This window comes from Chryseobacterium taklimakanense (assembly GCF_900187185.1).
Taxonomy (GTDB): domain Bacteria; phylum Bacteroidota; class Bacteroidia; order Flavobacteriales; family Weeksellaceae; genus Planobacterium; species Planobacterium taklimakanense.
Genome location: NZ_LT906465.1, coordinates 1,080,086 through 1,095,228, shown reverse-complemented (window position 1 = coordinate 1,095,228; position 15,143 = coordinate 1,080,086). Strand labels below are relative to the sequence as shown.

General features: G+C 41.4%; 10 protein-coding genes. 4 read left to right on the top strand and 6 right to left on the bottom strand.

The window, feature by feature from the left end:
- Window positions 1–85: 85 nt before the first annotated feature.
- From CKV81_RS05180 to CKV81_RS05165, 4 genes are all read right to left on the bottom strand, one after another.
- Window positions 86–1,405, bottom strand: a complete 1,320-nt coding sequence (locus CKV81_RS05180) for an ABC transporter permease (RefSeq protein ID WP_095071100.1) — start codon at window positions 1,403–1,405, stop codon at window positions 86–88.
- 2 nt (window positions 1,406–1,407) lie between these two features.
- Window positions 1,408–2,319: an ABC transporter ATP-binding protein gene (locus CKV81_RS05175; RefSeq protein WP_095071098.1), complete on the bottom strand. Its 912-nt coding sequence runs from the start codon at window positions 2,317–2,319 to the stop codon at window positions 1,408–1,410.
- A gap of 79 nt (window positions 2,320–2,398) precedes the next feature.
- Window positions 2,399–3,394 carry a tRNA dihydrouridine synthase DusB gene (gene dusB / locus CKV81_RS05170; RefSeq protein WP_095071096.1) on the bottom strand — a complete coding sequence of 332 codons (996 nt, stop codon included), beginning with the start codon at window positions 3,392–3,394 and terminating at the stop codon, window positions 2,399–2,401.
- A 131-nt stretch (window positions 3,395–3,525) separates the two neighbouring features.
- A complete protein-coding gene (locus CKV81_RS05165; protein WP_185116915.1) occupies window positions 3,526–6,753 on the bottom strand; it encodes a hypothetical protein in 3,228 nt (1,075 codons plus the stop codon).
- Between the two features lie 137 nt (window positions 6,754–6,890).
- Here CKV81_RS05165 and CKV81_RS05160 point away from each other — a divergent pair, with 137 nt between their 5' ends.
- Entirely contained in the window at window positions 6,891–7,739 is an 849-nt protein-coding gene (locus CKV81_RS05160; protein WP_095071094.1) for a lamin tail domain-containing protein, read from the top strand.
- Between the two features lie 106 nt (window positions 7,740–7,845).
- On the opposite strand, the gene CKV81_RS05155 is transcribed toward CKV81_RS05160, so the two are convergent.
- Entirely contained in the window at window positions 7,846–10,656 is a 2,811-nt protein-coding gene (locus CKV81_RS05155; RefSeq protein ID WP_258454553.1) for a gluzincin family metallopeptidase, read from the bottom strand.
- Between the two features lie 135 nt (window positions 10,657–10,791).
- Here CKV81_RS05155 and CKV81_RS05150 point away from each other — a divergent pair, with 135 nt between their 5' ends.
- Window positions 10,792–11,613 (top strand): DUF4846 domain-containing protein, encoded by an 822-nt coding sequence (locus CKV81_RS05150; RefSeq protein ID WP_095071090.1) that lies wholly within the window; start codon window positions 10,792–10,794, stop codon window positions 11,611–11,613.
- Window positions 11,614–11,645: 32 nt separating this feature from the next.
- On the opposite strand, the gene CKV81_RS05145 is transcribed toward CKV81_RS05150, so the two are convergent.
- A complete protein-coding gene (locus CKV81_RS05145; protein ID WP_095071088.1) occupies window positions 11,646–12,218 on the bottom strand; it encodes a YceI family protein in 573 nt (190 codons plus the stop codon).
- A gap of 298 nt (window positions 12,219–12,516) precedes the next feature.
- Here CKV81_RS05145 and CKV81_RS05140 point away from each other — a divergent pair, with 298 nt between their 5' ends.
- Together CKV81_RS05140 and dnaK are read left to right on the top strand one after the other, a co-directional pair.
- Window positions 12,517–12,900 carry a c-type cytochrome gene (locus CKV81_RS05140; protein WP_095071086.1) on the top strand — a complete coding sequence of 128 codons (384 nt, stop codon included), beginning with the start codon at window positions 12,517–12,519 and terminating at the stop codon, window positions 12,898–12,900.
- Window positions 12,901–13,173: 273 nt separating this feature from the next.
- Window positions 13,174–15,075 carry a molecular chaperone DnaK gene (gene dnaK / locus CKV81_RS05135; protein WP_095071084.1) on the top strand — a complete coding sequence of 634 codons (1,902 nt, stop codon included), beginning with the start codon at window positions 13,174–13,176 and terminating at the stop codon, window positions 15,073–15,075.
- Window positions 15,076–15,143: the final 68 nt, after the last annotated feature.

The following is a 15,143-nucleotide window of genomic DNA, read 5'->3' as shown; positions in this document are numbered from 1 at the left end:
TTAAAATTAATCTGTGAAAATCTGTGAAATCTGTGTGGTAAATTCCCTGCGCTATCAGCACAATCTGCGGGATAAAACAGCAAGATCAGTTTTTAATCCACTTCCATAGTTCCTTCAGCGTCGCTTTGTTCCCGTACATCAAAATCCCCACTTTATAAACTTTGGATGCAATGAAAACCATTAGAAATGTCGCTCCGATTAAAAGGGCAGTCGAAAGCACAATTTGCCACGCCGGAACTCCAAACGGAATCCTCGCGATCATCGCCACCGGAGAGGTAAACGGAATTATCGACAGCCAAAATGCCATTGGGCCTTCGGGATTATTTGTCACGGTAATGCTGCCGTACATACCGATCATCAAAGGTAAAATCGCAAAAAGGGTAAACTGCTGGGTCTCCGTTTCATTATCTACCGCAGAACCGATCGCTGCATACATCGCACTGTAGAAAATATATCCCAAAAGGAAGAAGACGATAAATACAAAAATGATCAGCGGGAAATTCATTTCCAGAAGGGTGTGGGAAACTTCAGCAGCCAGGTTTTGTGGATCAAATGCCTTGGTCACCACTGCGGCTTCTTCACCCCCCACCGGGAGATTTTCATTCATGGCTGCGAAACCGGTATTCAGGAACAGTGCTGCAACGACCGACATGGTGATCCAGATGATAAATTGGGTTAAAGCCACCATCGTCACCCCAATGATTTTCCCCATCATCAGTTCAAAAGGCTTTACCGAGGAGATGATGATTTCAACCACGCGGTTGTTTTTTTCTTCCAGAACGCTGCGCATCACACGAACGCCGTAAATGATAATAAACATAAAGACCACATACATCAGAACCATGGAAAGCCCATATTTTACGCTGAAAACCATATCATTGTCCTCAGTTTTTTCATCAACCACATTCTCGGCTTTTAGCGTAAAGCCTTTGTCGATGTCTTTTATTTGAGTTTCATTTAAGCCTAAAGCCTTAATTTTCTCGCTTCTGATGATTTTCTCCAGGTCGATGCTGATATTGTTTTTGGTCCCGAAACCAATTTTTTTGTTGACTAAAAGTTTGGTTTCTTCCTCCAGTTTACTGAAATCATTATTTTCCAGTTTTGGAATGATCAAAAGCCCGTCAATACCCTGCATGTCCCGCAAAGCCGCTTTCAGGGAGGCTTCATTCGCTTCTGGCAGATAAATGTATTTCAGATTTTCGTCGGATTTTAATTTATTTTGAAACAGCCCGCTTTTATCAATAACGTTGAAAGAATGCGTGGATTCATTAGCCTTAAACATTAATGCGATTAAAGCGCCAAAACCTACGATTAACAGCGGTGCCAAAAGCGTGAGTATGATAAACGACTTCTTCCTGACCTGTGTCAGGAATTCACGTTTGGCAATCAGTATTATGTTTTTCATATTTAGATTTTTGAAGAAACGGCATTGATAAACACTTCATTCATGCTCGGGATTTTCTCATCAAATGAGCGGATTTTTCCAACCTGCATCAATTCATTCAGTACAAAATTCTGATCCTGGGAATCTTTAAGCTCAAATGAAATCAAACCGTTTTCATTCTTAAAGTCTTCCACCTGATGCGTTTTTCTGAAAAGCTCAAAATGGTCGTTGTTAACGTCTGAAAGCGTCACCGAAAAGATGTTTTTCTTGAAATTCTCCCTCACGCTGAAAACTCTTCCATCCAGAACTTTCTTAGAATTATTGATCAGTGCAACATAATCGCACATTTCCTCTACACTCTCCATTCTGTGTGTAGACAATATAATTGTAGTTCCCTGATTTTTTAGATTAATGATCTGATCTTTGATGAGGTTGGCGTTTACCGGGTCAAAACCTGAAAACGGCTCGTCAAGAATCAGAAGCTTAGGTTTGTGGAGCACGGTCACCACAAACTGGATTTTCTGCGCCATCCCTTTGGAAAGTTCAGAGAGTTTTTTCTTCCACCATTGGTCGATATTCAGCTGCTCAAACCAATATTTGGCTTCGTGCAGGGCATCGTTTTTTGTCATTCCTTTCAGTTCGCCAAAATAAAGAAGCTGGTCGCCCACGGTCATATTCTTGTAAAGGCCGCGTTCCTCCGGCATATAGCCAATTTGTTTGATGTGATTGGGATTCAGCTTTTCAGAATTGATGAAAACTTCCCCGGCATCCGCCTGCAAAATTTGGTTTACAATCCGGATGAAAGTTGTTTTTCCGGCACCGTTTGGTCCCAGAAGCCCATAGATGCTGCCTTCAGGAACATCGATGCTGAAGTCCTGCAGCGCGATTTTCTTTCCGGAATTGTATGTTTTGGTTACGTGTTCTGCTTTTAGCATTACGGCTTTTTTTTAATAATTAGTGGGTGTGGCAAAGGGAATGTTACGGCGTACGCCCAAACACCAGATTATGAAAATTTTATTTCGCAAAAGAATGTTCTTTGTAAAAATGATCAGTTTCAGCAATCAGTTTATCCATTTCAGCTAAGGTGAAAACCTCCAGAAATCTTCGTTTGAATTCTTTAAAATGAGGAATGCCACGGAAATAATTGCTGTAGTGCTGGCGCATTTCAATCAGTCCCACACGTTCGCCTTTCCATTCGGTGCTCCATTCTGCGTGTTGGCGTACAGCTTCAAGCCGCTGTGAAATAGTGGGTTCCGGCAAAATTTCACCGGTTTTAAAATAATGTTTGATTTCATTAAAAATCCACGGATAGCCAATGGCGCCACGGCCGATCATCACACCGTCGCAGTCGTATCTTTTTTTGTATTCTTCGGCTTTTATGGGACTGTCGATATCGCCGTTTCCAAAAATTGGAATTTCGATATTCGGATTGTTTTTTATCCTGGAAATGTGTTCCCAATCAGCTTCACCCTTGTACATCTGAGAACGGGTTCTGGCGTGAATGGTGAGTGCTTTTATTCCGGCGTCCTGCAGTCTTTCGGCAACTTCATCAATATTTATACTGTCGAAATCCCAGCCAAGTCGTGTTTTCACCGTTACAGGAAGATGTGTGGAAGTTACCACAGCTTTGGTAAGTCGAACCATCAGATCAATGTCTTTCAACACTCCGGCGCCCGCACCTTTGCACACCACTTTTTTTACCGGGCAGCCAAAATTGATGTCCACCAGATCAGGTTCTACGGTTTCCACAATTCGGGCAGACATTGCCATCGCTTCCTCATCGCCACCGAAAATCTGGATGCCTACAGGCCGTTCGTAATCAAAAATGTCAAGTTTTTTTCTTGATTTAATGGCATCACGGATCAAACCTTCCGAAGAAATAAACTCCGAATACATCAAATCTGCCCCGTGCATTTTGCACAGCCGGCGAAACGGCGGATCGCTCACATCCTCCATGGGTGCGAGCAAAAGCGGAAATTCCGGCAGTTCTATATTCCCGATTTTTACCATGGTGCAAAGATAATAATTTGCAGCCGGCTATCGGCTATCTGCCTTCGGCGATGTCAAAAAGTAATCTTTTAAACTTTTAAATTACAGGTAATTTGACAGGTTGATCGCAGATCACAGACCGCGGAACACGGTTAAAATGAAGCCTTCACCTGTACCGAACCGATATGAATGGTCCTGTCGCCGGAATTACGCCCTTCATAATTCATATTTAAAATGATGAAAGAATTCAGATTTTGCTGCAGGAATACGCTCCAAACCTGATTTTTACCGGGCTTCAGTCCGTCAAGCATTTGATTTCCGACGATTGAGAAATTGTTTCCGTTAAAATCATTGCTGATGAACGTGAAATTTCCGCGAACTGAAGTTTTCTGTTTTTCCCATTGCAAGCCGCCGGTCAGTTCAAAAGCTTTAAGTTTTTCAATGCCGTCTGTGCGGTTTTTGTGGCGTAAAGCAGAGGAAAATTCGGCCTGTATGGCTTCTGAAAATTTATAGGTGATTTTTGGTTTTGTTTCAAAGTTTTGAAGGCTGTAATCCCTGGATTTGAACAGCTCCGAAGCATTTCTGACATGGGCAAAAGAATTTTCCCAATCGGCACGCAGATTTTTGTTAAACCAATAGCCCAGATTCATAAAATGCATATTTCTGAAGCTTTCCTCGTTGCTGAAATTGGCATTGATGAGGTTCTCGGTGGAAGTAAAACGGTAATTTCCGTTCCAGCCAGATTTTTCGGTGGGATTGAACTGCGCCGTTGCCAGAAAGTTTTGATTTTTAAGAATTTGATCAGCTTCCTTTTCAAAAGGATTCAGCACCAGAACGCGGTTTCCTTTCATAAATGAGTTTTGAGAAAGCAGTGAAAGATTAAAGTTCCACCGTTTAAGAAACTGATTTTCAGAATTAAAAACTGCCGCAGGATTCACGAATAATGCGAGCTGCAACTTGTTTTTGTTGGAAGGAAGATACCTGACTGTATTGGTGTAAATTCTGATGTATTGCGCCAAATCAGCATATTCCGCAATTTCAAATTCATCGAGTTGCTGTATACCGTCGCCGTTGTAGTCCGTCCATTTGTAAATGCCCTGTCCGTCGGTAACCTTAATATACTGAAATTCGCGCTGCGCTTCCTGGCCGTTGCCCAGTTCATAAAACGCCTGCAAACGCATACCGTTTCTGAATAACTGCTGATTGTAAAGAAGATTCCCCACCACAAAATCCTGATTTCCGTTGTCTGACAAATCCTGATTCTGATAAAAGAATTTCCGGTAGTGGATGAGCGCGCTCAACTGCGTTTTTTCGGTTTTAATGATTTGGCTTTCAGTCATTAAACCTAAAATATGATTCATGTCTTCCAATTTGTTGTCACGAATGGAATCGTTGTCGCGGAAGTACATTTTTGCAAGAAGCTTCGTGCGGGCAGAATCGCCGATCTTCTTCTGTAAAAACACTTCTTTCCAGCTGAAGCTCGATACATCATAACGCTGCGTTTCTTTATATCTTCGCTCATTATGTTCCAGGCTGCCGCCGATGCCCCAGTTTCCTTTTTGGCCCTGCCATTCATTTAAAATATGGCCTCGGATGAATTTGGTGTCTTCAACACTTCCGCCTGTATCGAGGTGTGAAAATTTTCCGGTGGTGCTGAATTTTCCTTTTTTTAAACCAAAATCGAAATCATTTTTTAAACCTTTGTAAGTGTCTTTTTCATTCAGATAATTAATTTTATAGTTCAGAAATGCTTTTTCTTTCCATTGATTGGTAAAACTGAAAATAAAGCGGTTCTGGGTTCGCTGACTGAATTCCTGTACCAAATTGAAATCGCGGGCAAATTCCACATCATTAATACGGTCGAGGATATGGAAGCGTTTGTTAATGTGCTGATACTCAAAAGTTGGTGTTCCTGTCCAGTTATTTTTCCTGAAAATTTTTGAACCGAAAATTCTTCCGGCATATCCAGTGTTTTGGTTGTTGTTGATGGAAGAAAACAGGTTGACATCATGATTACTCAGCGAGAAATCTGTGCCAATTTTTCCTTCATTTAAAAGGTATTCAGTGTGGGCAGAGATGACCTGTGATCTCTGCGGTGAAGGCAACCTGCGCAAAGCAGAGTAATCACCCAATCCTTGACCGGTGTATTCGAAAACACGGCCGTTGTTGGTGGTTTGCTTAATCCTGTAATCGCCTTTGCCTTCACCAAGATAGGTGAATGAAACCTGATAAAGTTTCTCGTTTTTATCTGTAGAGAATTCATAATAATTCCCGGTGGCGTTCTGTATGAGGCGGTACAGGATTTTATTCACATCATATTCCGTTTCAGAACCCGAAGGCGAAAACATCAGGTCCGGATTGTTTCCCGCATTGGCGAGAACCTTTTCATCTTCTTTACTTAAATTCAGTGCGACAGGAGCGTTTTTATTGTCACTTTCAACAAACCAGCTGATGCCGGTTTGCAGACGTTCCCGGTGATGGCTGATGCTGCCCGTAAGCAGGAATCTGGAGTAATTCCGGTTGGTATAATTGTAAGAAATCGTGATGAAATTCTGCCTGTAGATCGGCCGGAAGCTGGTAAAGGTTACCTCACCGGTGTTATAATTGATGACGTAATCCTGGTTTTCGCCGCGCTTCATCAGGATGCCGTCGATAAACACCTGCTCCGAACCGGAAAGAATGGTGATAAACTGTTCGCCATTTATCCCATTGAGCCGGTAAGGTCCCTGATTTCCCTCGATGCCCTGAAATCTCACGCGGTGAAACTCGCTTCGGGCAACACCTGCGGAAATGTCCGTAAAAGTTTTATTTTCCTTACCAAAAACCGTTTGATACTGAAGCCCCATGCTCCGGCGCTGGAATTTCCCGAAATACGTTTTATCATCATACAAATCTAAATGTCCGGCCCGGATTATCGAGTTCTTCCGGATGTTGAGCTGCATATAGATTTTATCAAATTCCTCCAGCGTCTGCGTATAGCCATCGGCCTGTATAGGCAAATTATGGTCTGAAATGGAAGCTAATACCGAAACATCATCTGAAAGTTTGCCGGAAATCTGCAGATCCATCGAACTCTGAACTGATGATCCCTGGCTGTTGCCAAACGTGATTCCGCGGATGATGGAGCCTTTCGAATTTAAATCACCAAGGATTTTACTGCGGTCGTTTTTCACAAAAACCCCTTCGTCCACAATAATTTTATTTTGAGTCCTGATAAAATCGGCGGTATCCCTTTCAAAAATATCTTTGTTGATTTTGGAAGCGAGGATGCTGTCCTTTTTCAGAGAATCCTTGGGGAGGTTCGGGTTTTTCCAATCGAAAATTTGGGCGTTAATTAAAATTAACCCATTGAAAAACAATAAAATAAATATTCCCTTCAAATCCCGGTAAAAATGTTCTGCAAAAATAAACGAAAATATGATGTGGAAATTGTGGATATTTTTAACATTAAATTAAACTGTAGCTTTCAGAAACTTATTATCTTTATGGCGAAAAAAATAATTTTAAATTTTATATTATGAAAAAACTTTATTCTTTGTTAGCTACAGTTGTTGCTACTATTGCATTTTCTCAAGGGAAAATTGTTATCAATGAAATTTATGGGGCGGGCGGAAATTCTGGAGCTACCTATACCTGTGATTACGTTGAATTAAAAAACATTGGTGACGCACCTCTAACATTAACTGGAGCTTCTTTGCAGTATGCAGCTTCGGGATCAAGCAGTACATTTAACAGTTATCAGGCTTTACCTGAAATTACACTTTCTCCCAACCAGACTTATCTAATACAGGAAGCTTGTGGAACAAATGGTGCACCTTTGCCAGTAACAGCAGATTTTGTTGGAACTACAAATACTTCATTTACAGGAACTGTATATAATACACCATTAAATTTTGCTGCAAGTAATGGTAAGGTTGCATTAGTTAGCAATTACAGCCAAGTTGTTTCTCCAACAGATGCAAATGTAATTGATTTTGTAGGTTATGGTACAGCGTCACTTTATGAAGGGACAGCCCCAGCTCCTGCAGCCTCAACCACTAAATCAGTTGAAAGAATATCTGGAGATTCCAACAACAATGGTGCAGATTTTGCGGCAGTGACACCAACACCAACAAATTCTACATTGGCCGTTTCTGACATAACCTCTTCAAAAGTAAAATTCATCAAGAATACTTTAGTAACCAATACAATTGAATTTTCTGCAAAAGCCAACGTTAAAATTTACAGCGTAAACGGACAGGTTGTTAAAACCGCTGCTGTAAACGACGGAACTTCTCTTGATATTTCTGCACTTGCAAAAGGTGTTTATGTGGTAGCAGGTGATGTTGATGGACACTCAGTTTCTCAGAAAATCATCAAAAAATAATCACTCACAAACCAAAACTAAAACTGCTCCGCCGATGTGGAGCAGTTTTTTATTATCACCGTCACCAACCTCGCCTTGCCACCCAGAGCTTGTAGAAGGGTAGCAGTTAATACCATCCCTTCCGGAAATGGTTGGTCAGCGCATTCATATTAAGTACCAGTGTAAACCTGATCCGTTTGCTGTAGTCTTTAAATGAAGGCTCGAAGCCCAGGGACGACTGTACGGGGAAATAAACTTCAAGAAAATCGGGAATAACCTTCAGTTTCACACCCGAATCCCAGATGAATTTTGCGTGATGGCCTTTATTCTGGTACAGACCGGCATCGGCGTAGACATTGAACATTTTCCAAACGTGCGCATCAACATTCGTGCTGGTGATCCATTTATTGACTGAAGAATTCAGATATGATTTAAAGCCGCCTTCTGCCAGGACATACTGTTGCGAAAGGATACCCGAAGTGGCGCTCTGCCCTAAAAGATTGTAGGAAAATGCGTAATTAGAAACCTTCGAGACACCAAAATTAAATAAATCGTTTCTCGATCTGTTGCTGAAGAAGTAGCCGCTAAAAAATCTGAAACTTACCTTCTTGTTTTCAGCAAACTCCCAGCGGTAGAAAGCTTCTGCAGAGAGTTTCTGAAAATCCTTCATCACCTGAAGGTTTGAGCCAAAGGAAATTTCATGAATGATTTTGTTGTCCGTATATCCGTACCCTAAGCTCCAGATGCCGTATTTGTCATATTCATTGGCTGCAACCATTTCCGGAGTGAGGTCTTTCTCGAAATAGTTGTAAGAAAGGTGCAATGAGCGCGAAATATCACTTCTGGAAACCTTTGAAAAGATGAGGCTGGAGAATGCAGAAAACTTTTTATAAGAAAGATTTTTGTCGTAGTGGAAATATGAGCCGGAAGTGCCGACCTGCCAATTTCTGAAGAACGAATCCACCGGCCTGAAATTGTAAGCCAAAAGCCCGGAGCCGGTCATTTTTCCGGTGCCGGTACTGTAAAAAGGCGTGAAACTGTAGAGAAACTGCTGGTCAAACAAAGATTTATTCTGGAAATTAAGTCCTAAAAGCGCCTTATCATAAGCATTGAAACTTACACTTGGATTCATATAAATTTCGTTGTATTCAGGATTGGGAACATCCTTGCCCAACTTGAGTTTTACTTTTTTTGTATTGGTAAAAAATCCTTTGGTGTAAAGATAATTGTCTCTGTAATTGGCTTCCGGGAAGATGTAGCCGTCGTTCAGCTGTATTTTGTTGATGTCGTTTCTTGGGATTAAAAATTCGCCTGTATGCTTTCCTGAAGCCGTATCGTACCAGTAGGATTCTGAGTGCCCGTGCCGGTCTTCGGAAGTTATCTTTATAGGAATATTGAAATCTGTGTTTTTTGAAATCTTAACCAGATAACCCTCGGGAATTTTTTTGAATTTTTTAGCTTTGAAATTTACCCGCATCTCCCTGTTGATATAAGTTTCCAGGAAGTCTGAAGAATATGCGGACTGTATCGCGAGCTGATCGAGGAACGATTTCGTGTCGATAATTTTACCCTTATTTTCAGTAAGAAAGTTTTGGATGAAGGCATCGAATTTTTCATAGGTCATCTTTTGGGCAATAAAGTCAAAAAGATTACCGGTCTCGAAATTACTGATCGCCATATCATTGAAATTGCTCAGCGCACTGAACGGTTCACCAATTTTTTGATCAAGATTTTGCGCCATAATGTATTGGTAGGCAATTCCGTATCTTTCTGTGAGCTTCAGCTTTCCGATGTTGAAGTATTTTAGCGGTTTAATGCCGAAAATACGGGCGTTTTCCGGCAACTTGCCCAGGAGGTTCTCGTCGGCGTAATATTTTGCGAGGTATTGCTTTTCGATGTAGGTCTTCAGGCCGTTTTTGAACCAGTGATTTTTGTTTTTTTCGGTAATTCCAGCCTGTTTGAAAACATTTTTGGTGATGATGCTGATATAGTCCAGATCGGTTTTCTGCGCATCCGTAAACATCTGAAACTTAAATTTCCAGAATTTAATATCATCATTACCGAAAAATTCCTCCTTGTTTTTAAATTTTTCCGAAATAAAAATCTTATCCGGTACAAACCCCATTTTTTCCTGGATGAAATTAAGATGTAGCGGAATGAAGAACTCCAGGCTGCTTTTCTCAGCTTCGGTGATTGGATAGCCAAAAACAACTTTGGTTTCTTTGGCTTTGTTTTCTGCAATTATGGAGACAGGTTCAGTTTTCGTAATAATGAATTCGGGATCCGCCGTCAGTGTTCCGGCAAATTTTTGTCCGTTCTTTAGAAGATTTCCTTCTGTGTAACAGTTTTGTGGTGCGTGAAGTTCTATTTCCCAGTAGCTTCCACCGTTCTGGGTTTCGTCAATGTCAAGAAAATGCCTGCCGTATTGATTTTCGGTCTCAAAAGTATCAGGAACGATAAAAAAATATTTTAGTTCAGCTTTACCTTCACCGACGCCAAATCCGGTAATTGAAATTTTTGGCAACTTTAAGTCGTACTGTAAACTCAGGTTCAAGGATTCACCGGGTTTCAGCGGTTCCGGTAATTCAAAATAAAGATTTTCAGAATCCAAGTTGAGATCGGCTTTTACCCCGTTTATGCTGAGATTCTGCAGAGATCCCAAATCTTCTTTTTTTGCAAAATGAAGGTCTTTCCTGCGGTCTTCAACTTTACGTTTTGCCAAGGCCGTGCCTTCATTTTTATAGGCAGCGATCCAGTTCAGCAGCTTTATTTTCGTAATAGGGACTTGCAGCCGGTTGGCATATCTGAAATTTTGAGAAACAGTTATTTCCTTCAGATTCGTGGAAACATCTGCCTTTATAAAAATACTGTCCTGCTGCGCATGTACCACAACAAAACTCATCACACAAAACAAAAAAAAGAGCAGTCTCTTCAACATTCTTTCAGCAAATGGCATCAAATATAAGGTTAACTTTCATAATATGAAACCATTATTTCACCTTTTATAATATCTTTTATAAATTTGATTAAAGCAAAAAAATTGAAGAACTTTTTCTGTTTATTTCTGTTTCTAATGATTTTTTTTCCGTGCATTTTCAACGCGCAGGTAATTGAAACCACGAGAGAAATCGAAATGAGTGCGGAGAGCAGCACGATAAAAACCAGATTTAAAGCCCCACAGGGATATCGCTGGGAAACCGCTCCGACGGAAAGTTTTGAGGATTTTCTGATAAACTTCCCACTGAAGCCTGCAACTTTCCCGTTACGCGACTACCGCAACCTGCCTCTGGCCAAGCAGTATCAGCACGCAGCAATTTTGGATATTGATGTGGGCGAGAAGGATCTGCAACAGTGTGCCGACGCCTGGATGCGGCTTTACGGTGAATATCTCTGGCTGCATCAACGTTATGATGAGATTGAATTTGAATTCACGAGCGGCCAAAAAATGTCGTGGTATGATTACAAAAAGGGAGTGCGGACCACAGAGGATAACGATTGTGTAAAGTTTCATAAAACAGCAAAATATTCCGACAGCTACGCTAATTTTCGCGAGTATATGGATTTGGTTTTCCGATATGCGGGTACTATTTCGCTCGACAGAGAAACTGTTCCTGTGCTGAAAAATTCAGACATCAGGGTGGGAGATATAATCATAAAACCCGGAAGCCCGGGACACGCCGTCTTTATTGTGGGAAGCGCTAGAAATTCTGTTGGTAAAAGGGTTTTTCTTTTGGCAGAAAGCTATATGCCGGCTCAGGATATCCATATTCTGAAAAATCCTGTGAACAGCAGGATTTCACCGTGGTACGAGCTGGACATCAACGCACCGAAACTGATGACGGCCAAGTACCTCTTTGCACCCGCGCCGATAAAGCGTTTTAAAAGTATAAAGTAAAACCGGCCTTAATTTGGCCGGTTTCTGATTTTTTATTGTTCAGTGAGCTCAAAATCACCTTTGATTCTAACCATATTGCTGATCACCGCTTCGGGAAATTTGCCGCCTATTTCAAAATCGGATCTTTTCAGGCTTGCATAGACCTGATAGCCGTAAGTGGTTTTTTTATTCATTTGGTTGACCGTCGATCCGCGATAGATCAATGTTACTTTTACCGGTTTAGTGACGCCGTGCATTAGTAAATTGCCGTTTGCTTCGTAATAATTTTTCTTGAGCCTTTTTATCGAAGTGCTGGTGAACACCATTTTAGGATACGTCGCAACATCGAAAAAATCAGCACTTTTCAGGTGATTGTCTCGGGCCTCCACATGCGTGTTGATGCTGGCTGGATCAACTTCAAACATGATTTTTGAGTTTGCAAAATTCTTATTATCCGTATTGATGGTAAGGTTTGCCTTATCGAAATTTCCGGTGATATCGTTGATGGTAAGGTGAATCACAGAAAACTGAATTCGTGAATGCGCGGGATCACTTACCAGCACTTTCTGTGCAAAAACGCCTACTGTAAAAAGCATAACTGCGACTAATGACATTAATTTTTTCATAAGCTGAAATTTTTAAGAATTGGTATGAATAATTAGATTTTTTCTAAAATTAGCACTTTATTTTGAATATTGGGGGTATGAAGCGTAAATTTCATTTACAGTTAATTTATATTTTACAGTTCTTGGTTCTTCAGATGCCGTCTTAAGGCAGGAATTTTTTTACCTTTTCATAATTAAGTTTTAAAGATAACTGGTCTGATGTGTTACATTCATAAAGTTTATAATAAACCTTTTAAGTGTTTTTTGTTACCAATTATTGCCTATATTTGTATTCATTGAAAGATATAAATATTCTACTATGAAAAATATAGCTATTGCAATTTTTTTGGGTGTTACCCTGATTTCGTGTTCTAAAAAAGAAGCAAATCCTAATGCGGATTCCAATTTAATGCTTGAGGAATCGGCTACTGCAACGGCGGGGGCTGCGGCAGGCGAGCATGAAGGTAAAACGCTGATCGCCGGGATGGACTGCCTTACTTGCCACAAGGAAGATGCAAAACTTATCGGCCCTTCATATCAGGAAGTAGCTGCGAAATATACGGAAGCTGATATAGACCAGTTGGCTCAGAAAATCATTGATGGCAGCGTAGGTGTATGGGGACAGGTACCGATGACGCCACACGCCGGCCTCAGCAAGGAGAATGCTAAGAAAATGGTTGAATATATCCTGACTTTGAAGTAATAAAAACTTTAAAAAATAGTGAAAGGCGCTTCGGTACACGGAGCGCCTTTTCTTTTGTTTATTTTATTGATTGTCTTTTCCTTAGCCCTGATCGTCGCGGTTACCCCACAGCGAAGCCGCGGAACGCAGTGGAGCGGCAGAGCGAGGAGTAGTAGCAGAGAGCAGGTTCCCGGCTCCTGAAAAAAAATATGTCAATTTGTCACAAAAGTTTGCGTGGTATAGTATTGGAGAAAACCTTCGCAAACAGTTTTAGAAATAAAAACATATAATATTATGAGCAAAATAATTGGAATTGACTTAGGGACAACCAACTCCTGCGTTTCTGTAATGGAAGGGAAAGATCCGGTTGTGATCCCGAACTCTGAAGGTAAGAGAACAACACCTTCGGTGGTAGCATTTACAAAAGACGGAGAAAGACTTGTGGGCGACCCGGCTAAAAGACAGGCGGTAACCAATCCTCACAATACCGTTTATTCAATCAAAAGATTTATCGGTACACACTTCAAAGATGATGCTTTGGAAGTGGCAAGAGTTCCTTACGCTGTGGTTTCGGGACCGAATGATACCGTAAAAGTAAAAATCGACGACAGAGAATATACACCACAGGAAATTTCGGCGATGATCCTTCAGAAAATGAAGAAAACAGCTGAAGATTACTTGGGCCAGGAAGTAAACAGAGCAGTAATCACCGTCCCGGCTTACTTTAACGATGCGCAGAGACAGGCCACGAAAGAAGCGGGAGAAATTGCAGGTTTGAAAGTGGAAAGAATTATCAACGAACCCACTGCGGCTGCACTAGCTTACGGTTTGGATAAAAAACAGAAAGACCAGAAAATTGCAGTTTATGACTTAGGTGGCGGTACTTTCGATATCTCGATCCTTGATTTGGGTGACGGCGTTTTCGAAGTATTGTCAACAAACGGTGATACACACCTTGGTGGTGACGATTTCGATGATGTGATTATCAACTGGCTGGCTTCCGAATTCCAGACTGAAGAAGGGGTGGATTTGAAAACAGATGCCATCGCGTTACAACGATTGAAAGAAGCCGCAGAGAAAGCAAAAATTGAACTTTCTGCATCTACACAGACGGAAATCAACTTGCCATATATAACGGCTACCGCTACAGGGCCAAAACACCTGGTGAAAACTTTAACAAGAGCAAAATTCGAACAGCTTTCTGAAGATCTGGTAAGACGCTCGATGGAACCATGTAAAAAAGCATTGGCTGATGCCGGTCTTTCCACTTCAGATATTGATGAGGTGATTTTAGTGGGTGGTTCTACGAGAATCCCAATCATCCAGGAAGAAGTTGAGAAATTCTTCGGTAAAAAGCCTTCAAAAGGTGTAAACCCGGATGAAGTGGTGGCTGTAGGTGCTGCAATTCAAGGTGGTGTACTGACCGGTGATGTGAAAGACGTATTATTGTTAGACGTAACGCCACTTTCACTGGGTATCGAAACCATGGGTTCTGTTTTCACAAAACTGATTGAAGCTAACACGACTATTCCAACCAAAAAATCTGAAGTTTTCTCTACTGCAAGCGACAACCAGCCGGCAGTAAGCATCAGAGTAGGGCAGGGTGAAAGACCGATGTTCAACGATAACAAAGAAATCGGTAGATTCGACCTTACTGATATTCCACCGGCACCAAGAGGAGTTCCACAAATTGAAGTAACCTTCGATATCGATGCGAACGGTATTTTGAGTGTTTCTGCGAAAGATAAAGGAACAGGTAAGGAACAGTCAATCAAGATCCAGGCATCTTCAGGACTTTCTGATGAAGAAATCGAAAGAATGAAGCGTGAGGCTGAAGAAAATGCAGCTGCCGACGTGAAGAAAAAAGAAGAAGTGGAAGCTTTCAACAAAGCTGACGGACTGATCTTCCAGACTGAAAAGCAGCTTAAAGAATTCGGTGATAAACTTTCTGCAGACAAAAAAGCAGGCATCGAAACAGCAGTTGCAGAACTGAAAACCGCCTTTGAAGCCAAAGATGTGGATTCTGTAAAAACCAAAACCGAAGCCTTGGATGCTGCATGGATGGCAGCTTCTGAAGAACTGTACAACGCACAGGCCCAGGCGCAGCCGGGCGCAGATGCAGGCCAGGGTAATCCTGGAGGCAATGCAGCCGGAGCGGATGATGTTCAGGATGCTGATTTCGAAGAAGTCAAGTAGGGAAAGTAACAAACGATAATTATTAATTACTAAATCGCTGTAAACTATTTGTTTACGGCGATTTTTAA